This is a genomic window from Celeribacter marinus (genome assembly GCF_001308265.1).
In the GTDB taxonomy this organism is placed as follows: domain Bacteria; phylum Pseudomonadota; class Alphaproteobacteria; order Rhodobacterales; family Rhodobacteraceae; genus Celeribacter; species Celeribacter marinus.
In genome coordinates this window covers 1,005,266-1,029,921 of the sequence record NZ_CP012023.1, presented here as the reverse complement: position 1 = coordinate 1,029,921, position 24,656 = coordinate 1,005,266, and the positions used below count along the sequence as shown (strand labels likewise).

At 56.8% G+C, this 24,656-nt stretch carries 25 protein-coding genes; 9 read left to right on the top strand and 16 right to left on the bottom strand.

All coding sequences use genetic code 11. The features are described 5' to 3' along the window. Positions 1 to 6: 6 nt before the first annotated feature. Genes IMCC12053_RS04965 through IMCC12053_RS04950 form a run of 4 tightly spaced genes read right to left on the bottom strand, consistent with a single transcriptional unit; the run spans position 7 to position 5,089 of the window. Complete coding sequence (locus tag IMCC12053_RS04965; RefSeq protein WP_062216285.1) at positions 7 to 2,118, bottom strand: GumC family protein; 2,112 nt, start codon at positions 2,116 to 2,118, stop codon at positions 7 to 9. Between the two features lie 19 nt (positions 2,119 to 2,137). Next, on the bottom strand, positions 2,138 to 2,938 hold the full coding sequence (locus tag IMCC12053_RS04960) for a metallophosphoesterase (RefSeq protein ID WP_062216283.1): 801 nt from the start codon (positions 2,936 to 2,938) through the stop codon (positions 2,138 to 2,140). Next, positions 2,935 to 4,401 carry an O-antigen ligase family protein gene (locus IMCC12053_RS04955; protein ID WP_082389042.1) on the bottom strand — a complete coding sequence of 489 codons (1,467 nt, stop codon included), beginning with the start codon at positions 4,399 to 4,401 and terminating at the stop codon, positions 2,935 to 2,937. Before IMCC12053_RS04955 ends, IMCC12053_RS04960 begins: the two co-directional genes overlap by 4 nt. 4 nt (positions 4,402 to 4,405) lie before the next feature. Further along, on the bottom strand, positions 4,406 to 5,089 hold the full coding sequence (locus IMCC12053_RS04950) for a hypothetical protein (protein ID WP_062216280.1): 684 nt from the start codon (positions 5,087 to 5,089) through the stop codon (positions 4,406 to 4,408). Between the two features lie 204 nt (positions 5,090 to 5,293). On the opposite strand from IMCC12053_RS04950, the gene IMCC12053_RS04945 reads away from it, so the two are divergent. Further along, entirely contained in the window at positions 5,294 to 5,740 is a 447-nt protein-coding gene (locus tag IMCC12053_RS04945) for a hypothetical protein (protein WP_143089963.1), read from the top strand. A gap of 24 nt (positions 5,741 to 5,764) precedes the next feature. On the opposite strand, the gene IMCC12053_RS04940 is transcribed toward IMCC12053_RS04945, so the two are convergent. Next, positions 5,765 to 6,193, bottom strand: a complete 429-nt coding sequence (locus IMCC12053_RS04940; protein WP_143089962.1) for a hypothetical protein — start codon at positions 6,191 to 6,193, stop codon at positions 5,765 to 5,767. 326 nt (positions 6,194 to 6,519) lie between these two features. Then, on the bottom strand, positions 6,520 to 6,963 hold the full coding sequence (locus tag IMCC12053_RS04935; protein WP_062220900.1) for an Lrp/AsnC family transcriptional regulator: 444 nt from the start codon (positions 6,961 to 6,963) through the stop codon (positions 6,520 to 6,522). 116 nt (positions 6,964 to 7,079) lie between these two features. On the opposite strand from IMCC12053_RS04935, the gene rocF reads away from it, so the two are divergent. Together rocF and IMCC12053_RS04925 are read left to right on the top strand one after the other, a co-directional pair. Beyond that, positions 7,080 to 8,006 (top strand): arginase, encoded by a 927-nt coding sequence (rocF, locus tag IMCC12053_RS04930; RefSeq protein WP_256209769.1) that lies wholly within the window; start codon positions 7,080 to 7,082, stop codon positions 8,004 to 8,006. A 23-nt stretch (positions 8,007 to 8,029) separates the two neighbouring features. Next, a complete protein-coding gene (locus tag IMCC12053_RS04925) occupies positions 8,030 to 9,079 on the top strand; it encodes an ornithine cyclodeaminase (protein WP_062216272.1) in 1,050 nt (349 codons plus the stop codon). Here IMCC12053_RS04925 and oiaX read toward each other — a convergent pair whose 3' ends face one another. Further along, positions 9,080 to 10,339, bottom strand: a complete 1,260-nt coding sequence (gene oiaX / locus IMCC12053_RS04920) for a 3-oxo-isoapionate-4-phosphate decarboxylase OiaX (protein ID WP_062220897.1) — start codon at positions 10,337 to 10,339, stop codon at positions 9,080 to 9,082. Positions 10,340 to 10,376: 37 nt separating this feature from the next. Beyond that, positions 10,377 to 11,738 (bottom strand): four-carbon acid sugar kinase family protein, encoded by a 1,362-nt coding sequence (locus tag IMCC12053_RS04915; RefSeq protein ID WP_062216270.1) that lies wholly within the window; start codon positions 11,736 to 11,738, stop codon positions 10,377 to 10,379. A gap of 136 nt (positions 11,739 to 11,874) precedes the next feature. Here IMCC12053_RS04915 and IMCC12053_RS04910 point away from each other — a divergent pair, with 136 nt between their 5' ends. Further along, positions 11,875 to 12,702, top strand: coding sequence for a phosphogluconate dehydrogenase C-terminal domain-containing protein (locus IMCC12053_RS04910; protein ID WP_062216268.1), 828 nt, complete (start codon positions 11,875 to 11,877; stop codon positions 12,700 to 12,702). A 70-nt stretch (positions 12,703 to 12,772) separates the two neighbouring features. On the opposite strand, the gene IMCC12053_RS04905 is transcribed toward IMCC12053_RS04910, so the two are convergent. Then, positions 12,773 to 13,477 (bottom strand): sugar transferase, encoded by a 705-nt coding sequence (locus IMCC12053_RS04905; RefSeq protein ID WP_236852540.1) that lies wholly within the window; start codon positions 13,475 to 13,477, stop codon positions 12,773 to 12,775. A gap of 105 nt (positions 13,478 to 13,582) precedes the next feature. Here IMCC12053_RS04905 and modA point away from each other — a divergent pair, with 105 nt between their 5' ends. Genes modA through IMCC12053_RS04885 form a run of 4 tightly spaced genes read left to right on the top strand, consistent with a single transcriptional unit; the run spans position 13,583 to position 17,045 of the window. Next, entirely contained in the window at positions 13,583 to 14,512 is a 930-nt protein-coding gene (gene modA, locus IMCC12053_RS04900; RefSeq protein WP_236852538.1) for a molybdate ABC transporter substrate-binding protein, read from the top strand. Continuing rightward, positions 14,509 to 15,201 carry a molybdate ABC transporter permease subunit gene (gene modB / locus IMCC12053_RS04895; RefSeq protein ID WP_062216266.1) on the top strand — a complete coding sequence of 231 codons (693 nt, stop codon included), beginning with the start codon at positions 14,509 to 14,511 and terminating at the stop codon, positions 15,199 to 15,201. Before modA ends, modB begins: the two co-directional genes overlap by 4 nt. Then, positions 15,198 to 16,280 (top strand): molybdenum ABC transporter ATP-binding protein, encoded by a 1,083-nt coding sequence (modC, locus tag IMCC12053_RS04890; RefSeq protein ID WP_062216264.1) that lies wholly within the window; start codon positions 15,198 to 15,200, stop codon positions 16,278 to 16,280. Before modB ends, modC begins: the two co-directional genes overlap by 4 nt. Before the next feature lie 9 nt (positions 16,281 to 16,289). Further along, on the top strand, positions 16,290 to 17,045 hold the full coding sequence (locus IMCC12053_RS04885; RefSeq protein WP_062216262.1) for an SDR family NAD(P)-dependent oxidoreductase: 756 nt from the start codon (positions 16,290 to 16,292) through the stop codon (positions 17,043 to 17,045). Between the two features lie 9 nt (positions 17,046 to 17,054). On the opposite strand, the gene IMCC12053_RS04880 is transcribed toward IMCC12053_RS04885, so the two are convergent. Both IMCC12053_RS04880 and IMCC12053_RS04875 read right to left on the bottom strand, forming a co-directional pair. Then, positions 17,055 to 17,525 (bottom strand): tRNA (cytidine(34)-2'-O)-methyltransferase, encoded by a 471-nt coding sequence (locus IMCC12053_RS04880; protein ID WP_062216259.1) that lies wholly within the window; start codon positions 17,523 to 17,525, stop codon positions 17,055 to 17,057. A 179-nt stretch (positions 17,526 to 17,704) separates the two neighbouring features. Beyond that, positions 17,705 to 19,894: an NADP-dependent isocitrate dehydrogenase gene (locus tag IMCC12053_RS04875; protein ID WP_062216257.1), complete on the bottom strand. Its 2,190-nt coding sequence runs from the start codon at positions 19,892 to 19,894 to the stop codon at positions 17,705 to 17,707. A gap of 257 nt (positions 19,895 to 20,151) precedes the next feature. Between IMCC12053_RS04875 and IMCC12053_RS04870 the strand changes: the two genes are divergently transcribed. Further along, complete coding sequence (locus tag IMCC12053_RS04870; RefSeq protein ID WP_062216255.1) at positions 20,152 to 21,195, top strand: hypothetical protein; 1,044 nt, start codon at positions 20,152 to 20,154, stop codon at positions 21,193 to 21,195. Here IMCC12053_RS04870 and tsaD read toward each other — a convergent pair. The 5 genes from tsaD to IMCC12053_RS04845 all read right to left on the bottom strand — a co-directional run bounded on the left by tsaD (position 21,192) and on the right by IMCC12053_RS04845 (position 24,656). Beyond that, positions 21,192 to 22,184 (bottom strand): tRNA (adenosine(37)-N6)-threonylcarbamoyltransferase complex transferase subunit TsaD, encoded by a 993-nt coding sequence (tsaD, locus tag IMCC12053_RS04865; protein WP_062216253.1) that lies wholly within the window; start codon positions 22,182 to 22,184, stop codon positions 21,192 to 21,194. The two genes, IMCC12053_RS04870 and tsaD, sit on opposite strands and share 4 nt — an antisense overlap. After that, positions 22,181 to 22,780 carry an L-threonylcarbamoyladenylate synthase gene (locus tag IMCC12053_RS04860; protein WP_082389041.1) on the bottom strand — a complete coding sequence of 200 codons (600 nt, stop codon included), beginning with the start codon at positions 22,778 to 22,780 and terminating at the stop codon, positions 22,181 to 22,183. The genes tsaD and IMCC12053_RS04860 overlap by 4 nt, the downstream gene beginning before the upstream one ends. Continuing rightward, positions 22,777 to 23,382 (bottom strand): hypothetical protein, encoded by a 606-nt coding sequence (locus tag IMCC12053_RS04855; protein ID WP_062216251.1) that lies wholly within the window; start codon positions 23,380 to 23,382, stop codon positions 22,777 to 22,779. The genes IMCC12053_RS04860 and IMCC12053_RS04855 overlap by 4 nt, the downstream gene beginning before the upstream one ends. Then, positions 23,379 to 23,849, bottom strand: coding sequence for a tRNA (adenosine(37)-N6)-threonylcarbamoyltransferase complex ATPase subunit type 1 TsaE (tsaE, locus tag IMCC12053_RS04850; protein ID WP_062216249.1), 471 nt, complete (start codon positions 23,847 to 23,849; stop codon positions 23,379 to 23,381). Before tsaE ends, IMCC12053_RS04855 begins: the two co-directional genes overlap by 4 nt. A gap of 75 nt (positions 23,850 to 23,924) precedes the next feature. Further along, positions 23,925 to 24,656: an SDR family NAD(P)-dependent oxidoreductase gene (locus tag IMCC12053_RS04845; RefSeq protein WP_062216247.1), complete on the bottom strand. Its 732-nt coding sequence runs from the start codon at positions 24,654 to 24,656 to the stop codon at positions 23,925 to 23,927.

Below are 24,656 nucleotides of genomic sequence, written 5' to 3'. Positions count from 1 at the left end.
AGCGTGTTATTCCACTTCGGCATAGTAATAGCCGCCCCGCATAGATTGGGTCTCATCGGCGTTGAGTGTTGCAAAAATAGGCGTGTCGCTCTTTTTCGCGGCCTCTAGTTGGGCCGTGGCGTCACGCACGTCACCTTGTGCTGTTGTGCCATATCGCACCGTGAAGACAATCGCATCGACCAAGGGCGCGATATAGCGCGCATCAACAACGGGCAAAACCGGTGGCGTGTCTATGATGACGATATCAACACTTTGTCGCGCGCTTTCAATCAGGTCGCAAAAGGCGGTGGTCTGTAGCAATTGATCCGTGGGTAGGTCCGCATTGCCGCGCCCGAGTATGATGGCCGCCTGCGATTTTGGATCGGCCACATAAAAGCTGCGCCCAACCTCTTTTTTGTCGCGGCTATCTCTAAGGTACTCCAAAAATCCCTCGTCTGGCTCGAACCCGATGTATTTGTGTTGCGAGGGTCGCCGCAGATCGGCGTCAATTAACAACACGTTCTTGCCGGCATTTGCATAGGTGCGGGCCAAGGCGAGCGATACGGAGGATTTTCCCTCGCCAATGTTTGCAGATGTCACCATCATGACGACACAACGCGATGGGTGATCCCTGAGGCCTTGATCAATATGGGCGCGCGCGCGGCGTAGGGCTTCGCTAAACAAAGACATCGGTGCATCCGTGACCAAATCGGCAATGCTGAGTTGTGTATCGGTGATCGTTACGTTTGGAATAAGGCCGATTACCGGGCCAGACACAAGATTGCGCAATTGGCTAAGAGCACTCACCCCTCCCACAAAATACTCGTTTATGATCGCCAATCCGAATGCCACGCCACTCGCGACTATCAACGCAATTGCGAGCGAGATTTTGTAATTTGGGGCGCTGGGAAAGCTTGATGCAATCGCGTCAGACACCACGCGACTGTCAGCAACTTGGACCAATGCCTGTGCTTCGATACTGCGCAAGCTCGACAAAAGCGTGGTATACTGGCGTTGTGCAATGTCTGCCTCTTGTTGGATTTCAAACAGGCTCGCCAGTGTTTCAGGCGATAAATCACCTTGCATCATCTCTTGGCGCATTGCGCGTTGCGCCTCGGCGAGGCTGTTCTGGCGTACCGTCAATGTGGTTTGAAACGATGAAATTGCATCGTCTGCCTGTTGATCCATCTGGGATTGGGTCTGGGACAGCGCGGCACGCAAGCTCTCTTGTGTTTGTGCGCTCTCTTGCGTGCCTGTCAGACGCAGTTCAATTTGGCGTCGTTGAGCATTGAGGCCCGCCAATGCATCATTTGACAATGCAGTGACGAGCGCATCCCAATCCTTGCTTGCCCGAGCGGTTTGCGCGGTTTCAATCTGTGCTTTGATTTGGCGTGTGCTTTCCCGTGCCGCTGTGACCTGTCGTTCCAGTTCCAAAAATACATCGGTTCCAACTTCGGCTTTTAAACGCGCCGAATTGTCGGACATGAATCTGTCGAACCCGGATTCGCTGCGGGCGAGTTGCGTTTTTGCGGTGTTGATTTGCGCCTGTAGGACATCGCGCGCGGACAATGCGGCATCGGTTTTGGCCGCCACTTGTTGTGCAATATAGACCTCGGACAAGGTATTGGCGATGGTCGCCGCTTTTTGGGGACTGGACGATGTGGCGGATACAGAAATGAGGTATGTTAGTCCCTTTCGCTGTATGCGCAGGGCATCACTTAGCTTCACCGCTGTGGCCGCAACCATTTTTGTTGGGTCGCCCTGCGACGAGGTCGTCAGGCCAAGCGCCGTTTTGATTTGATCAAAGCGGCTCAGCCTAGGACCAAACTCGGTGTCTTGGACCAAGCGCAGTTGTGTCATCGTCTCGAACAACACACGGTTCGAGCGCAAAATTTCGACCTCGCTCTCGATTTTCGAGTTTTCCGCCAAGCCGGATAGGGATCCGAATTGCTCGGTCGCCAAGAGATCCTTTTTCGAGGGATCGACGTAGATCAGCGCACTGGAGGTATAGAGTGGGGTTGTATTGAACAAGTACACCAAAACCAGCCCGATGATGATGGCACCGCTCAGTGCCATTAACCGTATCTGGCGTTTGATCATCGACATGAGGCCCGATATATCCGTGGATTCCAAATTCATCATATGTCTCATTCCAGTCTCAAAAATTCGCGGATGCCTGCGACACGTGGGCGTCTGCGGTGATGAAATAAGGAGCGCGCCCCTCAACAAGGCGGACCGCTGTGAGAATGCCGCTCTTATAGGCTCCGGTATCGATATTTATCGTTTTATGTCCAACGCTTGGGACGTCGACGGGAAGGTGGCCGTGGATCAGGCATTGGGCAAAGGTGTGACCTTGCAAAACGGTTGGATCGGTCCAAATCAAATCGTCTTTGCGTTGTTGATCGATGTTGCGCGTAGGGTTTAGGCCTGCGTGAGAAAAGACCCATTTTGGAAGGACGACGCACACCGGAAGATCGGCGAGGAACTGGCGGTGGCTCAATGGGATCTGCGCCACCATTGCGGGGTGCCAGTGCGGTGTGTGGATTGCGTGCTGTTTGCCCTGATCTGGGTGAAAACCGTAGGAGGTCAGGGTTTCAGCGCCACCACACGCGATCCAGTCGTCGGCCGATTGCGGCGTGCTTAGAGCACGAAGACACATGTCTTCGTGGTTTCCGCGCAGACATATGCGGGTGATCCCATCAGGCATGGGCGTCAACAGATGATCCAAAAGCTGCGCAGATTTGGGGCCTCGGTCAATCATGTCTCCGAGTACGATGAGTAAGGCTGGACCGTCAAAGGTGCGCGCATCCACAACGATCTGGTGCTCGAGCTGCCTGTAAAGGTCGTAGTACCCGTGAATATCGCCAACCGCATAGGTGACGCTTGGCGTGTGGTCCAAAGTTAGCTTTTTGAGCTGACCCGTTGCGGGGGTAGCGGTGCGCCAAGGCCAATGGATCATTTCAGCTCCATTTGATATCTGTTGGACAGGCTCAAACCCATTGCAACAATCACGACCAGTAGCAACGTGTTGGCCTGTACTTCAAAGCTGAAATCAACCAATGAATGCGTGGCCGCCATCGCCAATGTCCCCAGTGCTAGAGCGGGTGCAAACTCAGACCGAGCTGCGCGCCGCACACCGCGCATGAGGCGCACTGCTGACCATGCTAGGGCGATCATGGGCGCAGTTCCCGCAATAAGCCCCACTTCAGCCCATAGTGTCAGGTACGAATTATGTGCCAAATCCCAGATGACGGCGGGGGAAGCGCGTTGATCGTGCACAAGGGGAAATGCGACTTGAAACGTATCAAGCCCGTATCCGACCCATGGCCGTGTCGAAATCAGATCCCAAATGTTTGCATATAGATCCAAGCGTATGTTCAGATCGGGCATAAAAAAGAGCAACCGCGCACCGATGTCTCGTGACATTAAAAAGAGCGCGAACATGGTAAGTATGCCGGCCGCGCCGATGAGCTGACGCCATGTGATACGCACTTTGTGTGTGTTTCCAGTCGCCATAGCGGCACAGGTGACGCATGCGCCGATTATCGTTGCGGCGGTCCCCATGCGCGATCCTGACGCAATGAGTGCCGTGCACAGCAAGGCCAAACACACAGCGTTGGCGACTGTTCGGGCGTCCGCGCGCGGGCGCGTTTGGCGCGGCAGAATGCGCGGATCAGCGCGCCTGTGCTTTTGCGGCGTGAACACAAGGCCGATTCCGATGACAATGCCAAGGCCCATGAAGCTCGCAAAGGAATTTCGGTTCACAAATGGGCCGGTTGCCCACCCGAGGTAGGCGGTTTTCTCTCCCCAAACAGACCGATCCCCCATGACGCTGAGCAAAATCATCGCTACGACAGCATGTAGCGTGACACCGTAAAAAATGATCTGCGCGAGTTTGCGGGCATGGCGCGGGCGGCTACAGACCTCGAATGTGAGGATGAACAGCATGGCATATGTCGCAAGACGCAAGATGGCGAGCAGGGTCGCGGAGGGGCTAAGCGTGAGGGTTTTGGGGGCGGCGTCTGGTGGGAATGCTCCGTCAAACAGGTGACCCAATGGCAAGAGTTGGCCTGCTGAAAATAGCGGTGAGAGTGCGGCCAAAGCCAAAATGCCGCTCTGGGTTTGAATGCGATAGGTATAATCTTTTTGGCGGATCACAAAGCCTATCATCATGACGGATGCGACTATGGCCCATATCGCCCACGGCATTGGTCGGTGTGAGCCAAATGGAACCGGAACGAGGATGACCATGAGGCCTATGAGCCAGATGTAGAGCGAGGCGTTGGCGCGGTTTGAGGCATGTATGTTGTTGTGGTCTGGTAGGAAGGACACGGCGAATTGCAGCGGTGCGATACCATTGCGTGCATGATCCGGTTGAACTGCGGCGGACATGTCGTTGCGAGGTGGAGCGTGTAAAATCATGGCTTCACATCCCGCCAGACGGATCAGATGGGAAAGTCGTGCGCTTTGGTGTATCTGTGTGACGAGAGGCGCGTGGTATTGCGTCGATAATGGATGTGATGCGTAGGCGTGCGGTCGGATGGACCGCGACCAATTCCGCCAGCCATGCGCGGGTTGTTTTGTCGGATAGCAAGACAGTCAAATCATGCTCGAGGCCGGCCGCAACAGCGCCTGAATGTGGCAAGTTCAATGCCAAAAGAACGCGCTTTTGAGCCAGCCACCCTTCGTTTGGGGCCAAGTGCATGGAGCGAGCTATTGCGTCACGCGCAGTGACATTGTCGCCCAACGCCCATGCCGTGCGTGCGGCGGTGAACCATGCTAACCCCCATGTTGGATTGGTCTGTATGGCGCGCGTGGCGTATGCTCCACATTGTGCGGCGGAGTGCCGATATGTATCGCGCGCAACCACGCTCGACAGGGGGGCGACCAATCCGTTGTTGCACATTTCCAAGAGGGCTGTCTGCGACCCGATGGCCCATGGCGAAACCGAAATGCTTTGATGTTGGCGCAATTGCAAAAACGCGGCGTTTGGACCCGACTTCGTGTAGCGCATGGCGTTATACTCATCGACCGCCGCCTGTGTGGCGATCGTGCCGGTCAAGAGAGCCATCACGAGGAAGCAGGCGTTAAGTGTCGTCGTGATTTTCATGTACCTCCTTGATTTCAGTTAGATTTAGAGAGACATTTTTGTGCTCTATTCCGATATAGGGTCGCGTGGGCGATGTTAGGTGTGCATTGCACGTGTTGGGTTGTGTGTGATACTTTTGATAGATTTGCACACTTTTAGGTTGATTGATAGCGCTTTTTAGTGCCACTTAAGGGTGTGTTTTGTGGTTTTGGAAATGAGCGCGGTATGACAGCAAGACTGACAATAATGGGCGCAGCATCTGCATTTTGGCTTGTGCTATGGCCATGGGCGGCCTTGTCCCAAGATATAGATATCGCCGCTGCGTGTGCCGTCGATGGATCGGATTGCGCGGCGCTCGTTGATCTACAAATCGCTGCGTTGCAAGCTGCGGGTTTGACGGGGGATGAGCTTGACGCAGCGATTGGCCAGATTGCGGCGTCTGTGTACGCCGCCGCACAGATCACAACATCGCCGTCAGCCTTGTCGGGCTTGGCGCGCGCGATAAAGAGTGCGGCGGACCAAATGTCGAATGTCGCGGCGTCTAATGGTCTGAGACAAGCGGCAAACGCAGTTGCCAAAGGCGAGGCTGCGACGACACGGATCACAGCTTACGGGTTGACCCAACCCGTTAACGTGCCGAGCACGCTTGGCGTGTCCGCGTCTCCGAATTGAGAGGTTTCGTGTGTTGCGCGCGGCTCAATGGCATTCGCGCACGCCACGCTTGATCAATTCACGTCCGGAGAGTTGGCGCAGACCAACTGTCGTGTAGCGTGCATCTGACAGATACCACGCCCGAATGGACGCAGGGTAGTGTGCGGCCATGACGCCCGACCAGTACTCAAATGCGTCAGGGGGCAAGGCCAGTCCGTAAAACTGGCTCATCGGGCCGTGAAAGCCGAACGAGACATCGCGCGAGACGCATGTATTGCGTAGCCCGAGGTATAATGTGCACGCCGAGTTGCAATAGCCATGTGTGATCCTGACCTGTGTATGGGTCGCGCGCAGGTTTTTGATTTCTTTGATCCGCGTTTCAAGCGGCCCGCCCGGATCATTGCGAATGATCAGCACAGCGCGTGTCTGTGTTGCGTGCGCGCCGAGTGGTAAAAACGCGACAATGAAGGCCATGAACAGTATGATCATATAGCCAAAATAGCGCGCGCTGGCCCGTCTGCTTTGGCTGTTCTGTTTGATAACCTGATCCGCTTGCATCGCAACTACCCCACTACTTCGCTGGTATACGATCAGCGGGACGCGTCAATTGCGCCTAAGTGCGAGTAAAAACTAAAGAGATTAATGGCGGATGGGTGGGGGCGAACAATTCGGGTGAAACTCGTTAAGATTGTCTAGGGTTTTATCGAAAAAGCGCTCAATACGGCGGTGTGCGGGCGCCTATCTTTGGGGTCTTGTTCTGCGTGGATGAAAGTCGGTTTTTCGGGCGGAGCGCAGACCAGTCAGGTTTGACGCCCGACTTTACCGTGGTGATGTGTCCCCAAAAGTAGATTTGTCTCGGATTCCGAAATGCCGTCAATTTCGCGCATTGCGCCAAGTGCAGCATCGAAATTTGATAGGTTCTCGCTCGCCAATTCTACGATCAAATCCCACTTCCCATTGGTTGAGTGAATACCCTGAATGCCGGTGATTTTTTGAAGCTGCGCAATGATGCGCGCCGTGCGGTGCCCAGCGATTTTGATCAAGGTGATACCACGCACCGGACTTGTCAGGTCATCCTCGCGTACTCGCACGGTAAATCCCGTGATCGCACCCGTGCTGATCAACCGATCCAAACGGGTGCGGACTGTGGCGCGCGACACCTCGAGAGCCGCCGCAAGATTCGCGATAGGCTCGCGGCTATTGCGGCGCAGATGAGCGATAAGCGTACGGTCCAAGTCGTCCATTTTGATATCTTTATCTTTCACAACGGGTGAATGAATTTGCAAAGTGATCACTTATTGCACTTATTACTGCCACTTATTGCAAGGAAAATATGCGCCTGACTGTGAGGAAAACGCACGTGACACATTGTATACTTATCGGAGCCCCCGTTCAGGAGGGTGCTAGCCAACGCGGATGTCGTATGGGGCCTGAGGCGCTTCGGACGGCGGGTTTGGCCGAAGAGCTGACCAAATTGGATTGTACGGTTGAGGACCGCGGTGACGTGCAGCCTGACGTGCGCGCGCGCCCAGTGCATCCAAATGCGGCGATCCATCACATGGATGAGGTTGTGGCTTGGACCGAGGCGCTTTGTGACGCGGCCTATCATGGGGCCCGCGACGGTACGCCCATCTTCCTTGGTGGAGATCATTGCATGGCGGCGGGTACGGTGACGGGCGTTGCGCGCGCGGCCGCAGAGCAAGGCCGTCCAATGTTTGTTTTGTGGCTCGATGCGCACCCTGATTTCCATTTGCTCGACACCACCGAGAGCGGCAACCTGCACGGAACGCCCGTGGCCTATTATACCGGACAAGCGGGGTTTTCGCCGTATTTTCCCGATGTCAGCCACCCCGTGGCGCCAGAGAATATTTGCATGATGGGCCTACGCTCCGTCGACGGTCACGAGGCCAAGGCCATTCAGGCGGCAGGGATCGAACTGCATGATATGCGCGCCATTGACGAGTTCGGGATTGTGGCGCCATTGCGCGAATTTTTGGCGAAAGTTAAAGCGGCCAACGGGTGGTTGCACATCAGTCTTGATGTGGACTTTTTGGACCCTGCAATTGCCCCTGCTGTTGGCACGACTGTGCCAGGTGGAGCGACCTTTCGCGAGGCACATCTGATTATGGAAATGGTCGAAGAGGCGGGTTTGGTCCACTCATTGGATTTGGTCGAACTCAATCCTTTTCTGGACGAGCGCGGGCGGACGGCGAAACTGTTGGTCAACTTGACCGCGAGCCTATTCGGGCGGCGCGTTTTAGACCGCATGACGCGTAGCGCGCAATAACACTCCGAAAATAGAGATAAATCATGCAAAAAAAATTGAATGTCGTGCCTTTCGTGAGTGTCGAAAATATGATGCGCTTGGTCCTCGATATTGGCATAGAGACCTGTATCGCGCAGATCGCCGACTGCATCGAAGATGACTTTAGACGGTGGCCCGAATTTGACAAAACCCCGCGCATTGCTTCGCATAGCCATGAGGGCGTGATTGAGTTGATGCCTACGTCTGACGGTGTTGATTACGGGTTCAAATACGTCAATGGTCACCCCAAAAACATGAAAGACGGGTTACAAACCGTCACGGCCTTTGGCCTTTTGGCCTCTGTGGACACTGGCTATCCGGTCCTTTTGTCAGAGATGACGATTTTGACGGCCTTGCGCACAGCTGCGACATCGGGCGTTGCAACGAAATACCTTGCGCGCAAAGGGTCGCGGACCTTGGCGCTGATCGGCAATGGCGCACAGTCGGAGTTTCAGGCGCTCGGCCTCAAACGGATCTGCGGGATTGATACCGTGCGTTTATATGACATCGACAGCACCGCCACGCAAAAATGTGCCGCAAACCTAGCGGGATCAGGTCTTGCGGTTGTGGTGTGCACCTCACCCGAAGAGGCCATTCAGGGCGCGGATGTCGTCACAACGTGTACGGCCGACAAGCAGTATGCCACGATCCTGACCGACAATATGGTGGGCGCCGGATTGCACATCAACGGCATCGGCGGCGACTGTCCGGGAAAGACCGAAATCCACCGCGATATCTTGCTGCGGTCCGACATTTTTGTGGAATACCCCGAGCAAACCCGCGTCGAAGGCGACATTCAACAACTGGATGCAGACCACCCTGTCAAAGAGTTGTGGCAAGTCATCACGGGAGATGTGCAAGGACGCGAAGATGATCGCGCCATCACATTGTTTGACGGTGTCGGGTTCGCAATTGAAGATTTTTCGGCTCTGAGGTGGCTGCGCGATGCTCTCAAAGGGTCGACCCGCTTTGCCGAGTTGGACATGATTGCCGATCCGGATGATCCGCGTGATTTGTTCGGAATGGTCGAGCGCGAGCGTGCCCGCATGATGTGACTATTGGGAAGTGTCGCCCCATTTGCGCAATGCCGCGGCAAGTTCAGGGTGATCTTTGGCATAGTCGATTAGCGTCTGTCCTGTGCTGGCCGCGTCCCATGCCTGACGGATTGCGCGCACGCCTGCGGCCATGCCCATCGGGTGGCCATGAACTCCGCCGCCTGCCAGATACATCAGGTCAAGTGACCCACCCGTACGTTTGAAGGTGTCCACCGCTTGGCCGCCCCATTGGCCCGAACACACTACGGGCAGCGGGCAATCTTTGGGCGAAAAAATGGGCGTGGTCACATCTTTGAACGATTGGACAAAGCTGTCGTCGGGTTCCCAATATTTGGCGCGAATGCCGTTGATCTGGAATTGGTCAACGCCCAAAAGTCGCCAGAGTTTTTGATAGGCGCGAAATTCCATTCCGAGGCGTGGGTGACGGGTCAGGATGTCCCATCCATTGCGATGTGCATGTAGGCATAACTCGGAGCGTTTGCGCAAAAAACTCATGCCGCCGTAGCCGATGGAATTTATATTCACCACCGCTGCTGTGCCGCCATGTGCGCGCACAATGTCGTGGTTGCGCATCATGGTGTCGGGATCGGCGGCGGAAATGCCAAACGCGTACATAACGCGTTTGCCCGTTTTGTCCTCGTGGGCACGGATCACGGGCATGATCGCTTTGACGCGCGCCTCAAGAGGCGAATACGCAGGGCTCATCAGTTTTTCGTCGTCCTTGATGAAGTCGACGCCCGCCGCGCACAACTGCGCCACCACCTCGGCGGTGGCATCGGGCAGCAACCCGAGCGAGGGCTTTATAATGGACGCGATCATCGGGCCGTCTGTGACCCCCATCAAGTCACGCGAACCTTGCATGCCGAACTGTGGGCCGGGGTGACAGGACCATTCAGGCGGCAGGTCGATGTCCATCACGCGCACGCCCGAAAGCCCTTTGACGGCATAGACCCCACCGATTGTGATCGTCACAAGGGCTGCGATGTCGGTGCCAACGGCGTCCATCGGATAGGAGATCACGACGTCCGCGCGGTGATATGGGCCATGACCGTTCGGGTCCGGTATCGCGGGGGTGTCGCTATGGGGCAGGGGCGTGATGGAGGCGACCCGCGCGGCGCACCGCGCTCTGACATCTGCCGTTTCATTTGGTAATTCGGTGAAGGTTCCGGTCGATTGATCCGATGCGATTTTCGCGGCGAGCGCAGCGATGTCACCCGATGTCTCGAGCCGGTAGGTGACATTGATCTGACGTGCGGACATATATGTGTCTTTCAGTTTTGGTGTCATGCGTGTGGACTTAGCGGGGGCCACCGCCGTCGCGAATCCAGCCAAAGAAATCTTCGGACCCCATTTGACCGCCTTTGAGGGCGATTTCCAACCCGTCATGTGGGCTGTCGCCGTACCCTACGCAAAGGGCAGCCCCCGCAATTGTGGGCGCGAGCGCTTTGAGCGCGTCCAGCTTGAGTGCGCGCATTCCGTGGCCGGAAGTGTCGCCCCCCGAGATGACCGCGCGGCGAATATCTGTTTGTGTGAGGATACCGTCAAGGATGGTACCAAGTGAGGTGCCGATTGTTTCATTTGCGAGATCGGGTGTGATGTTGGCGCGCGCGAGGGCTGCACCAAAGGCCGTTACGGCCGGATCATTTGGTCCGGTGGCCGAACAAATCAGTGGGCTTTGTCCCGCGCGGGCGGCTGCAACACCCAATTTGATCGCGGTCGCTATCTCGTCTGATTGTTCTGTGTCGCTGTGAAGGGCGCGTGCGGCGTCAAAGCGGATAATCTCGAACCCGTTGGCTTTGGCCCATGCGATTTGGCGCGCCGTGGAGGGCGAGACCGAGCCAGAGACGGCGGCGATTTGCGCAACGGCTCCAGCGGATTTAGGGGAGGGGGCGGGTGCAATAAGGCCGATGTTTTGCCAGTGACGTACAAGCGCGTATTCGACGCCTTGCGAGCCGGCAACAAATCCGAGGGCCGCGCGGTTGTCCCAGATGAGTTTACCTGCCGCCGCTTCGGTGTTGGCATCGATACTGTCGAGCGAAAGAATGCGTGCGCCAGCCTGCAAGGCCTGTGTGAGTGCAGGCTCTGGATCGGTCCACATCGCTTCCAAATTGAGGAGTGCGCAGGGCAACGTGGTTTGATGCGCGAGATGTGCCAAAAGATCTGCTTCGGCCATTGGTGTGACGGGATGGTGCGCCATGACGGGATGTCGATCAAGGCGGTGTACGCCGTCGAAACTACCCGCGAACAGGGTTCCAAAGGCCTGATATCTGCGCATTTGCGGCGCCGCCGTGAGCAATGGCGCGGCCTTTGTCTGTGTGATGCCGAGGCCGATCTCGATCGCTCTTCCAATGTTGCCCGAGGCGGGTGCGCTGTCAAAGGTCGAACAGATTTTGTAATGCAAAATCGGTGCGCCGAGTGCGTTCAAATAGCCCAATGGCGCGGGTAGATTGGCGTCCATCCAGTCCGGCCCATGCGTGCGCGCGGTGGAGGCAATCCCGATTGCGCGCGCCGACCGAAACCGCGCCATCAGAGCGGGGCTTGGGGTGTCCGAAAACAACACGGCATCAATGCCTGCGAACGCGAGCACCTCCATGACAGCCGCCGATCCTGTGAAATCATCCCCGAACCACGTTATCAATGGGGCATGGGGTGGTGTCATGGGGCAGGCTCCTTTGGGGTGCGTGTGTACTCGCACGTACATCTTGCGTTGGGACGGATTGACAATCTTTTTAAGATATTATCTCATCATACCAGTTAAGCAAGCCAAGACTGGCACTGGTAGGAGAATACATAAGATGACGACGATTGCCCTGTTGGGTGCAGGTGGAAAGATGGGTGTGCGCCTGTCTCTCAATCTTGCACAAACCGAATTTAACGTCCGTCACGTCGAGGTCAGCGAGGCGGGGCGTGCCCGTCTAAAAGAGGCCGTTGGTGCCGATTGTGTTGAGATGGATGCCGCACTGTCGGGGGCGGAGGTGGTTGTTATGGCGGTGCCTGATACGCTCATTGGCAAAGTCGCCAGCGGGATCATCGACAAACTTGATACGGGTACAATGGTTGTCATTTTGGACGCCGCAGCCCCGTATGCGGGACATTTGCCCGAACGCGAGGACATCACGTATTTCGTGTCCCATCCGTGCCATCCGATGATCTACCACAACGAGGCGACCGAGGCCGCCCGTCTTGACCGGTTTGGCGGTGTGGCGCATCCGCAAGGCGTGGTGAACGCGTTGATGCAGGGACCGGACGCGCACTATGAGCTTGGTGATCGTATTGCCAAGGCGATCTATGCGCCCGTGCGCCAAACCTACCGCGTGACCGTTGAGCAAATGGCCTACCTTGAGCCGGGCTTGTCAGAAACCGTTTGTGCGTCCTTGTTGATGGTCATGAAACAAGCCATGGACGAGGTCGTGAAAACAGGCGTTTCCGAAGAATGCGCCAAGGATTTCTTGCTCGGTCACATGAACATTTTAGGCGCTGTGATTTTTGGCGTACAACAGGGGCAGTTTTCCGATGCCTGTAATAAGGCGATTGAATTCGGAATTCCGGCCCTAATGCGCGACGATTGGAAGTCGGTGTTCGAGCGCGATGAAATTATGGCGTCGATCAAGCGGATCACCTGACCCGAGTCCACAATATAGAACGCCCCGTCTGTAGATACAGGCGGGGCGTTTTGGTCGAATTCGGCGCGGCCTAGCGGCCAGTTTTAGCAAATACAACGCCCACGGTACGCACGATCAACGAGAGGTCGAGGGCGAGAGACTGGCGCACGCCGTAGTCGTTGTCAAAGCGGGCACGATCGATAAACGTGGTGGCAGAACGTCCTTCGACTTGCCAAATCCCCGTGATGCCCGGACGCATGTCGCGGTAAGCGCGACCACCCGCATTCTCGTACATGGTTTCTTGGTCTGGGGTATAAGGGCGCGGTCCGACAAAGCTCATGTCGCCCGTGATGACGTTCCAAAGCTGTGGCAATTCATCAAGGCTGGTAGCGCGCAAAAAGTGGCCCATTTGAGTGATACGAGGATCGTTTTCGAGCTTTTGGTAGGTGTGCCATTCGGCGGCAATCTCTGGATCTTCGGCGCATAGCCGCGCCAAGATCGCATCTGCGTCCAATTTCATCGTGCGCAGTTTGTAGCACTGAAAGAGGTGCCCATCCTTACCCACACGTAGATGGGCATAGATCGCGGGCTTGCCCTCGATGCGAACAAGTGCCCACAAAACAGCGATCAAAGGTAGAGCAATGGGAGATATCGCCAGTGCAAAAGCGATGTCGAACACGCGTTTGAGGCCACCTGCGTAGATTCGCCATGGTTTGTGCGCATAGGTCGGGCCAAACGTTTTGCGCGCACCTTTGGAGGGTGCCCCTGTCGCGTATGTGTCAGCGTCTACAAACATATTTGTGTTCGGGCGTCTGCCCGCTCCCTATCTGTCTTGGGGTAGGTATTGACGGTTTGTTAACCATTTTTGGGACCGAAACGGGGCAAAATTTGGACAGGATGGATGACCTTGCGTCACTTGCAGGCACCCGTGACGCGGCGAGGCGGTCTTGGATTTCAACGCTTTGCTCGGGCGCTTATCCGCTTGATGCCTTGCGCTTTCGTGGCGGCTGCCCATTATGTGCAGACGTTCACACCGCCCAATATCCGAAAGCCTATGATGCTGTTTCGTACGTTCCTTATCTCGCTGATTGCCGCCTCCACCTTGTGTGGTGGGCGCGGCGCGGCGGCGGCCGATGTCACTGTATTTGCTGCCTCCAGTCTAAAGACAGCGTTGGACGATGTGGCGCGCCAATATGAGGCGCGCACGGGGTTGGATGTGGCGATTTCTTATGCGGGATCATCTGTTCTTGCGCGTCAAATCCAACACGGTGCGCCCGCCGATCTGTTTGTGTCCGCGAATGCAGACTGGATGGATGTTTTAGAGGCGGACGGGCTTTTGGTTGCGGGCTCGCGGGTTGACCTTCTTGGCAATACCTTGGTTTTGGTTGCCCACGATACGGATGCGCCCGTGAGCCTGACGGATCCGACCGCCTTGGCCACACGGTTGGGTGAGGGCTATCTCGCTATGGCCTTGGTCGATGCAGTCCCTGCGGGCATGTATGGCAAGGCCGCTTTGGTGAGTCTCGGTCTTTGGGGCAGCGTAAGAGGCCAAGTCGCTCAAAGTGATAATGTACGTGCTGCATTGGCCCTCGTGGCGTCAGGCGAAGCACCCTACGGGATCGTTTATGCCACCGATGCGCAATCATCGGACTGCGTACATGTCGTGGCGCATTTCCCGCAAATCACTCATCCGCCAATCGTCTATCCCATGGCCGAGATTGCGGGACAGGGCGGCGCGGCAACGCAAAGCTTTCGCGGGGCACTCATGGGGGAGACGGCGCGCGCAACGTTCCAATCTCACGGGTTCATTGTCATGGAGCACACCCCGTGATGTGGCTTGGGCCCGAGGAATGGCAGGCGGTGGCGCTGTCCCTCAAAGTTGCGTTCTGGGCGACGACCGTGAGCCTGCCGTTTGGAATAGTCGCGGCATATGCACTATCGCGGTGGGAGTTTGCGGGCAAACAAGTCGTCAACGGATTGATTCATTTGCCGCTGATCCTACCGCCTGTTGTGACGGGTTATTTGCTATTGTTAACCTTTGGGGCGCGCGGGCCGATTGGCGGGCTGTTATCTCAAATTGGGGTCACGTTTGCCTTTCAATGGACGGGGGCGGCCCTTGCGGCGGCAGTCATGGCGTTTCCGTTGATGGTGCGTGCCATTCGTTTGTCGATAGACGCGGTCGATCTAAAGTTGGAACAGGCGGCCGCCACATTGGGGGCATCTCCCTTGCGGGTCTTTGCGACGATCACGCTCCCGCTTGCCGTGCCTGGAATTCTAACAGGTGCAATTTTGGCCTTTGCCAAGGCGATGGGAGAATTTGGCGCTACCATAACCTTTGTCTCCAATATTCCGGGGCAAACGCAAACGCTGCCTTCTGCTGTCTACGCCTTTTTGCAGGCTCCAAACGGTGAGGGGGCGGCGGTGCGCCTCGTCATTATTTCGGTCGTGATCGCAATGGGGGCGCTTGTCCTCTCTGAAGTTCTCGCCAAACGCATGGCGCGAAAGGTGGGCGGACAATGAGCCTATCGGTCTGTGTAAAACACGCTTTTGACGGGTTTGCGATGGATGTAGATTTTACAGCCCCAAAGGGGATTACCGTCTTGTTCGGGCGCTCTGGTGCGGGAAAGTCGACAATCATTGACGCTGTTGCGGGCCTACAGCGCCCGAACGCTGGACGGATCGTTTTGGACGGGGAGGTTTTGCTTGATACCCGAGCGGGCGTTCTGGTGCCGGTACATAAACGGCGTATTGGCTACATTTTTCAAGATGCGCGGTTGTTTCCACACCTCACAGTGGCGGGGAATCTTGCCTATGGTCAGCGGCTAAACCGGCGCGCAGATGATGCCGCACAAATGTCGCGGGTGGTCGAGTTGCTGGGGATAAGCGATCTTTTGGATCGCCGTCCGGCGCGCCTGTCAGGCGGAGAGCGTCAACGTGTGGCGATTGGTCGAGCGTTGTTGTCCCGCCCGCGTCTGTTGCTTGCGGATGAGCCGTTGGCGGCGCTTGATGAGGCGCGCAAGGCAGAGATCATCCCGTACTTCGAGCGGTTGCGTGACGAGGTTGATATTCCGATCCTATATGTGAGCCACGCTCCGACCGAAGTTGCGCGACTGGCAACCACAGTCGTGGCCCTTGAGGGCGGGCGGGTGATCCGTCAGGGCGAGGCCTTGGACGTGCTGTCAGACCCAAGTGTCCTACCCACAGGTGTGCGCGGCGCAGGGGCCGTAATTGAGGCGCGCGTGATCGCACATCATGAGGACGGTTTGAGCGAATTGGATGCAGGCGGCGTACCACTGTTTTTACCACATGTTTCGCGCGACCTTGGCCTCATGATGCGGGTTCGCATCGCGGCTCAAGATGTCATTCTATCGCGCGATGTTCCGGTTGGTCTGTCGGCGCTCAATATCATGGCTGGCGAAATTGTGGCGGTGAAACGCGGCGATGGCCCCGGAGCGATTGTGTCGCTCAAAACCTCGGCGGGACCAATTCTTGCACGCGTTACACAGCGCTCTGCGGACGCGTTGGGGTTGGTCGTGGGTGTCCACTGTCACGCGATCATAAAAACCGTTTCAATCGCACCCGAAGATGCAGGGGCATAGGATGGACTGATGGATAAAGTTGCAATTCTCACTGGCGGGAGCACCGGTATTGGCGCGCATTTGGTTGGTGCGCTGGTGGCGGATGGCTACCGTGTCGGGTTCTCATATAATAGCTCACAGGCCGCCGCGCGCGATGTCGAGGCGCAGTACGGTGCGGCGGTCTTTGCGGTGAAATGTGACGCTGGTGATGAAGATCAAGTGCATGCGTTTCATCGGGCTGTGGCCGCGCATTTTGGGGCAACGCCTACGGTTCTCGTGAACAATGCGGGCATCCAAACGTGGTCGGCACTTCTCGAGCTCGACGTTGACGATTTCGACCGTGTTATTCGCACCAATTTGCGCGGGGCATTTCTCAACACCCAAACAGCGGCGCGGGCGATGCGCGCGGCGGGTCTGGGGGGCGCGATCATCAACATTGGATCGGGTTGCAACAAGGTGGCGTTTCCAAACCTTGTGGACTACGCAGCCTCCAAGGGCGGAATTGAGCAATTGACCAAGGCTGCGGCATTGGAGCTTGGCCCGCTTGGGATCCGTGTCAATTGCGTGGCTCCGGGTGCGATTGCCAATGAACGCACAGCGGCGGAGGCAGACGGGTACGCGGACAAATGGGCGGCTCTCACCCCGTTGCGCCGCGTTGGTGAGGCGTCAGACATCGCAGGGCCGGTGGTCTTTTTGGCCTCGCAAGCGGCAGGATTTGTGACGGGTCAAACGCTGTATGTCGATGGCGGTGTCTTCGCCTGCGCGCCGTGGCCCGCCTACGTGTAACCGCGTCTATTAGGTCAGATAGGGTCGCATGGCTTGGTAAATGACAGTGGTCGCGACATTGGCGAGGTTCAATGAGCGGACAAGGGGATTGCGCATCGGTAAATGGAATATGCGATCCTCAAGCCCCTCCAGTATGGGCAGGGGCAGGCCCTTTGATTCACAGCCGAATACCAAATACGCATCGGGTTGATAGTCCGGCGTGTAAAAGCTTTGCGCACCGGTTTCCTCAAAGAAATAGAGACTGTCACGCGGTGGTGTTCGCACATCCAAAAAGTGTTGCCAGCTGTCATATTCGCTTAGGTGAACGTGCTTCCAATAATCCGTACCCGCCCGTTTGACGGACTTCTCATCGAGGGAAAACCCCAAAGGCTTGATCAGGATCAGTTCGAGATTGAGGGACACACAGGTCCGTCCGATCGCGCCTGTATTCCACGGAATTTCGGGGGTGACCAAGACCAGTTTCATGCGTGGATCAGACATAGGGTATGTGGCTTTCCAAATCACGGGCGCAACGAATGTGCGTGTTTGCGGTCCTCCTACCCCACCTGAACGGTCGTTCACAACGCCAAGGTTGGCGCGCGCAGAGTGTGGGCGATGGTGCAGAATGTAAAAAGGGCGCCCGCGGGCGCCCTTCGGGTCCGGGTATTAGCTTGGATCGCTTAGCCGATGATGGCGTTCAACGTTGCTGACGGGCGCATGATTGATGCGACTTTGGCAGGATCGGCGTGGTAGTAGCCGCCCAAATCGGCGGGGGAGCCTTCGGCGACTTGCAACTCGTCGAGGATTGCGGCCTCGCCGTCGACCAATTGTTTGGCGATGGGCGCAAAGTGAGCGGCCAAATCGGCGTCATCCGTTTGTGCAGCCAAGGCCTCGGCCCAGTAGCGAGCAAACCAATAGTGCGAGGAGCGGTTGTCATTCTGGCCGACTTTGCGCTCGGGCGATTTGCCCTCAAGCAAGAGCTTTTGTGTCGCCACTTCGACAGCTGCGCCCAAAACGGCGGCCTTGGGGCGGCCTTTGGTTGCGGCGAGGAAGTTGTAGCTTTCACCAAGCGCACAGAACTCGCCAAGGCTGTCCCAACGCAGGTGGTTTTCCTCTTCGACCTGTTGGACGTGCTTGGGCGCGGAGCCACCGGCACCTGTCTCGAACAACCCGCCACCGTTCATCAGTTTGACGATGGACAGCATTTTGGCGGAGGTGCCAAGTTCGAGGATCGGGAACAGATCGGTGAGGTAGTCACGCAGCACGTTGCCGGTGATGGTCACAACATCTTTGCCGGCGCGCATTTCAACCCATGTGTAACGGGTCGCTTCGCGTGGAGCCATGATCGGAATGTCTTTGCCGGCGGCCTTGAGCGCGGGGGCGACGTATTTGATCAGCTCGGCATCGTGCGCACGGTTGGCGTCGAGCCAGAATGCACCCGTGCCAACAACGTCGAAACGCTCGATGCCCGTTTTGATCCAGTCGAGGATCGGAGCCTTTTTGGCGGTGCAAGCGCGCCAGATATCGCCCGCCTCAACGCTGTGCGAATGTAGCACATCGCCATTGTCCAAAACGATTTCGATTTTGCCATCTGCGGCGGCCTGGAATGTGGTGGGGTGCGAACCGTACTCTTCGGCTTTTTGCGCCATCAAGCCAACGTTGGACACCGCGCCACAGGTGGTCACGTCCAGTGTGCCGGTCTCTTTGAAATACTCGACGGTTTCGTCGTAGACGCCCGCGTAGCAATTGTCGGGAATGCAGCATTTGGTGTCGGCGGCTTTGCCGTCTGGACCCCAACCGATGCCGCCCGCTTTGATCACGGCGGGCATGGACGCGTCGATGATCACATCCGACGAGACGTGCAGGTTGGTGATGCCTTTGTCGCTGTCGACCATGTAGAGAGGCGGTTTGGCGGCCAGTGCGGCTTTCAAATCGGCTTCCATTTCGGCGTTGCCCGCGATCAGATCTTCGAGGGCGCCAAGGCCGGAGTTCGGGTTGAAATCGAGTTTGTCGCCGTGTTTCGCGAGGAAGTCCTCAATGTAGACGGAGACGAAGTGGCCGAACAGGATCGGGTCGGAGACTTTCATCATCGTGGCCTTGAGGTGGACCGAAAACAACACACCCGGCTCCATGCTTGCTACTTCGGCTTTCACAAAATCACGCAGGGCTTTGGCGGAGAGGTAGGTCGCGTCGACGATCTCGCCCTCGCCATAGGACAACCCGTCTTTGAGCACCGTCTGTGTGCCATCGGTAGCGGTAAAGACGATCTTTGCGCCGCCGACCTGTGCACCCGTGATGGTCGCGGCTTTCTCATTGGCAAAGAAATCGTTGCCCGACATGGAGGCCACAGTTGTTTTGCTCTCGGCTGTCCATTTGCCCATGCGGTGCGGGTTGGCTTTTGCGTATTCTTTAACGGCCTTGGCGGAGCGGCGATCCGAGTTGCCTTCGCGCAAAACGGGGTTCACGGCGGAGCCTTTGACGGTGTCGTATTTCGCACGCACGGCTTTTTCGGCGTCCGTTTGGGGATCGGCAGGGTAGTCGGGGATCGCGTAGCCTTGGCTTTGCAACTCTTTCACGGCGTCTTCAAGCTGTGGAACGGAGGCCGACACGTTCGGCAATTTGATGACGTTGGCATCGGGTGTTTTCACCAATTCACCAAGAGCGGCCAAGTCGTCGGAGACCCGTTGTTCGGCGGTCAATTCATCGGGAAAGAGCGACAGGATGCGCGCGGCCAAAGAGATGTCGCGGGTTTCGACATTGACACCTGCAGCCGTAGAGAAGGCCGTGATGATCGGCAAGAGCGAGCCGCGGGCCAGTTCGGGGGCTTCGTCAACGATGGTGTAGATGATGTCGGGGGTCTCTTGGGCCATTTGGGTCTCCACATGTGCGGGTTGATGTGCATGCGCCTTTGGGCAACACGCGTTTGAGAGATCGCGTAGCTCACGGCGCGTGCAAAGTCAATGTATCCCGATGTATACAATGCGCCAATGTGCGCGCATGCCGCACCCGCGCGTTGCGTGTCTGCTGTCATGTATGCCCCGCGCCGAGTAACGTATAGGCGTCACAGTTGTGTCATGTGCCAGAGTGATTTAGACCTAGGCTAAGCAGGGTCAAAGGCGCAGATGGTATGAGTAAAAAACTGACAATCCATGTGGGTATGGGAAAAACGGGCACCTCCGCACTTCAACAGTTTTTGTTGAAGGAAACAGGGTTTCTAAAACGCTCTGGCATTCATTATCTAGGCCGTTTTTTGGAGCACATTGACGGGTTTGAGGGGCTAACGGGGCCCGGTGAGTTGAATACGCCGGCGGCACTGGCGGTGGGGCTGGCCGAACTCGAAACCTTTGCCGCGACAAGCGAGGCAAGTCATTTTATCCTGTCCAACGAGGTGTTGGCCCAAGCGCGTAACGCGCAAGACACCAGTGCGGTTATCGGCGCTTACGCCAAAGAAACCGAAGTGTTCAGTGAGGTTGAAGTCATATTGGTGTTTCGGCGCCAAGATGAATGGATTGAAAGCGCCTATCGCCAGTGGGGGCTAAAGCATAAATTGCACACGGGCTTCTCAACCAAAACACCTCAAGAGTTTGCGGACGAAAGCGCGCATCATCTCGATTACGCGGCGATCTATGATCTGTGGTCGAATGCCGCGCCCACAAGCGTGCATTCCTATGATGACATTCGGGACGTTGATGGAATTGTGCAATATTTCTGCACGTATTGGGGGCTGCGCCATCCCGATAGGTTCGATGAGTACAAGTCTGTGCATGGCTCGCTTGGGCCATCCCAAGCTAATTTTGTGGCGCTTTATAATCGCGGGCATGAGGAAAAAGTGCGCGACTACGATATGCGCCGCGTGATGCGGATGTACAGTCTGCCGGAACTCTCCGCGCCTGATAGTGCCACCATGCCGGTTGAAATACGCCAATCCGTCTTGGACAGGTATGCGCCAACAAACACGGATCTGGCGCGCGCGCTCGGTCGGGACCGTTTGTTCCATGAGCGCCCCATGGGCAAGCCGTCCCAGTATAGCAACCGTGTCGAGGATGCGTTGACATACCTCGCGGTTATTTCACGCGAACAGGCCGAAGAAATCCAACGCCTGCGCCACCGCCTCAACGCGCTTGAAAAGCTGGTGGGCAAGCGCGACGGTTTGGGCAAGCGCGACGGTTAGGGCGTCTCTAGGCTTAGGTTCGGTTTGGGCATTAGGTCAGGCTGAACACCGCGTTCCACATAGTCCCACGCGGCCATCGCGATCATCGCGGCGTTGTCCGTTGCCCATTTCACGGGCGGCAGGCTCAATGTCACGCCGTAGCGCTCAACCAATGCACTCATGGTCTCTCGTAACTGTGCCGATGCTGCGACCCCGCCTACAATCACCAATGACTTTGGTGCGCATTCTTTGAGGGCGCGTTCCGCTTTGGCCGCCAACACATCCATGCATGCGGCGACGAATGAGGCGGACATGTCGTCGACACTGACGTCTGGGTGGGTTTCGACATGACGCGCGACCGATGACTTTAGCCCAGAAAATGAAAACTCGTAGGCGTCATTTTTCATAGGGCGCGGAAGGCGCAGCACAGGTGTGCCACGTGCGGCGGCGCGGTCAATTGCGGGGCCACCGGGCATGCCAAGGCCGAGCGTGCGCGCCACTTTGTCATAGCATTCGCCCACAGAGTCATCGCGTGTTGTGCCCAGTAGGCGGTAAGACCATTCGTTTTCAAGAAAGGCGATAAGGGTGTGCCCGCCTGAAACGAGCATGACCACGGCCGGAAATTCGGTGATCCCCCCCTCAAGGGCCGCAGAGCGAATATGACCGCGCAAATGGTTGATGCCATACGCCGGAACACCCCATCCCATTGACAATGCCTCGGCGGTCGACAGCCCGACCAAAAGCGAGCCGATCAGGCCCGGCCCACGAGTCACAGCGATGGCTTCGAGATCACTATGTGTGGTCGCGGCGTCCGTCATAACGGTTTGAATTGTTGGCAATATCGCATGCAGGTGCGCACGAGACGCCAGTTCGGGGTAGACGCCGCCAAAGGCCTCGTGAATGTCGTACTGCGAGACGGTTTTGATGGCTGCAACCGCGCCGGACCGATCAACGAGGGCCACCGATGTGTCGTCGCACGATGTCTCAATTCCAAGGATCAATTTGCTCATTGATCGGCCTCCATGAGAGCCATGATCTGAGCGGTTGAGACGGCCCCTATCCGGATGAACTCGGGCGGCCAAACGCGGCAATTCACGATTGTAGAGGGCGCGCCAGCGTGGCCTGTGCCGTCGACAACCATGGATGGTGTCGCGGTGAGTTGAGCACTGGCGTCTTGCGCTGTGTGGGGTGTGTCGCACCCTGAGCGGTTGGCTGAGGTTACAAGCAGTGGCCCTGTTTCGCGCAACACCGCCCGCAACCTGTCGTCATCGGGGATGCGCACGGCGATCTCGTCGCGACCCGATAACCACGCTGGGGTGTCAGGGCCAAGTTCCATGACCAGTGTGATCGCGCCCGGCACGAACTCCGAGGCGATAAGACGTTTTGCGCTCGTCGTAAGGTATGCGCCCAGAGCTTCGATTTGATCAGCGTCAGCGACCATAACCGGAAGATTTTTTTCGCGTGGCCGATCTTTGAGCGCATAGAGCTGCGCCACACTTGCGTCAAACTGGGGTGAGACAGCGAGGCCAAGCACTGTATCGGTCGGCAGTAGAACGACACCGCCGGCCTTGAGGCAATCCGCGATTTCAATCACCGAGGGCGTCATGTGAGAACCTCCACGATCGGATAGACGCGGGCCTGTGGCGCGGGCGCGGGCTTGGACCGTGCGACTGTGAGCATGGTTTGTAGATCGGCTGCATTCCTCATCGGCGCGTTATGACCGTCAAAGGACACGTTCCCCGCAAGATTGAATTTGTGCAAGGATGTGATGAGGTTTTGCACCTCATCGCGCGTCAGATGTTCGTATCGTGCAAGTTCTCCATTTTGATAGAGACCGAAATGTACATAGGGTCGCGCGGCTTTGCGAACAATGACGACGGGTGTCTCGTCCGTTGCGAGCTGCGCCCCAAGCATTTCAAACGCAGGGATGGCACAGACAGGCAGGCCTAGCGCAAAGCCAAGAGCATTGGCAAATGATGCGCCTGTGCGTGTCACGCCCATGCCCCCAGGACCAATGTCGACAGTGATCTCCGTTAAATCAGACAAATCGGCGCCCAACGCCGCTAGTCCCGCCTCCAAAATCGCACGGTAGTCGCGTGAGCCGTCCCATTCGGGCAGGGTGGAGCTATCGAACACGATCTCATCTGCGCGTGCGAGGCCGAGCATAGGAACGCCGTTGGATGTTTGCAAAAGGAGCATCAAACTCATTGCGTGGTCTCCAAGTCAGTGAGCACATCAGCCCATCGGGCATCCTGCGCCGTTAGCGTTATACTGCGCGCGGTGTCTTGCGGTTCAAATCCGATATGAATGGACAGAGGTGTGTCAAAAAAACCGTCTATCCGCTCGCCCCATTCAATCACGCTCACGCCTGTCTCGAAATAGTCGTCAAGGCCGAGGTGGTAGAACTCTTGCGCGTCTTTGAGGCGGTAGGCGTCCACGTGCAGGATCGGAAAATTGGGCCCATCATAGATATTGGCGATGGTATAGGTGGGAGACGTTACGTCCTCATCACAGCCCATCGCGCGAATTAAGGCGCGGGTGAAAAACGTCTTGCCAGCCGCCAATGATCCGTCGAGAAGCACTGCATCGCCAATGCGCAAATGTGCCGCAAGGCGGGTGGCCAGCGCAATCGTGCCTTGCTCATCGTCAACTTTAAGGGTTGTGGTACGCGTCACTGGGCTATTTCCATCGGATAATTTCTGGCCCAAGGCTTTAGGCGAAAGTCCGACCAACGTCCATATACCTGCGGATCATCCAAACAGGCGATTGAAAAGGCGGCGCGGCAAAAATCGTCCAAGGGTGAACAACAGGGAAAAGGGGCGTGGAAACGCGGTTTCAAACCGTCCTTTGTCAATTGCTTGCATAACATGGCGCGCGGCGGCATCCGGCTGCATGAGTTGCGGCATTTTGAAATCGTTTTTTTGTGTGAGGCGCGTGTCGATAAAGCCGGGGTTCGCCATTTGAACGCTGACACCCGTGCCTTTGAGATCAATCAACAGGTTCTCCGCCAGATGCATCAATGCCGCTTTAGACGCACCATAGCCGATGGCATCGGGCAAACCACGATATCCCGAGAGAGATCCGATCAACATGATGTGCCCGTCGCCACGTTTCACAAAGGCGGGGACAACATGCGACAAAACGCGGGCCGCACCGGTAAAGTTGGTCTCGATCATCATCTCGACGGCGTCCGCATCCCAATCGCGGGCTGACATAGGCTCATATGCGCCAACACAATAGAGTACGCCGTCCGCATCTTTTGCGCTGTCCCATGCCGCCATCACCGAGTCTTTGCTTGTGACATCAAGAGGCACAATCGTATAGGCAGATATGCTGCTTGCCACCTGTGCGAGTTTGTCCGTGGAGCGGGCTGATAAGATGACATGTGCGCCGCGCGCGTCCATCTCTTTGGCAAGAGCGCGGCCCAAGCCCTCGGACGCACCGATGAGCCACCATGTTTTGTTTTTGAACGGATCTGACAT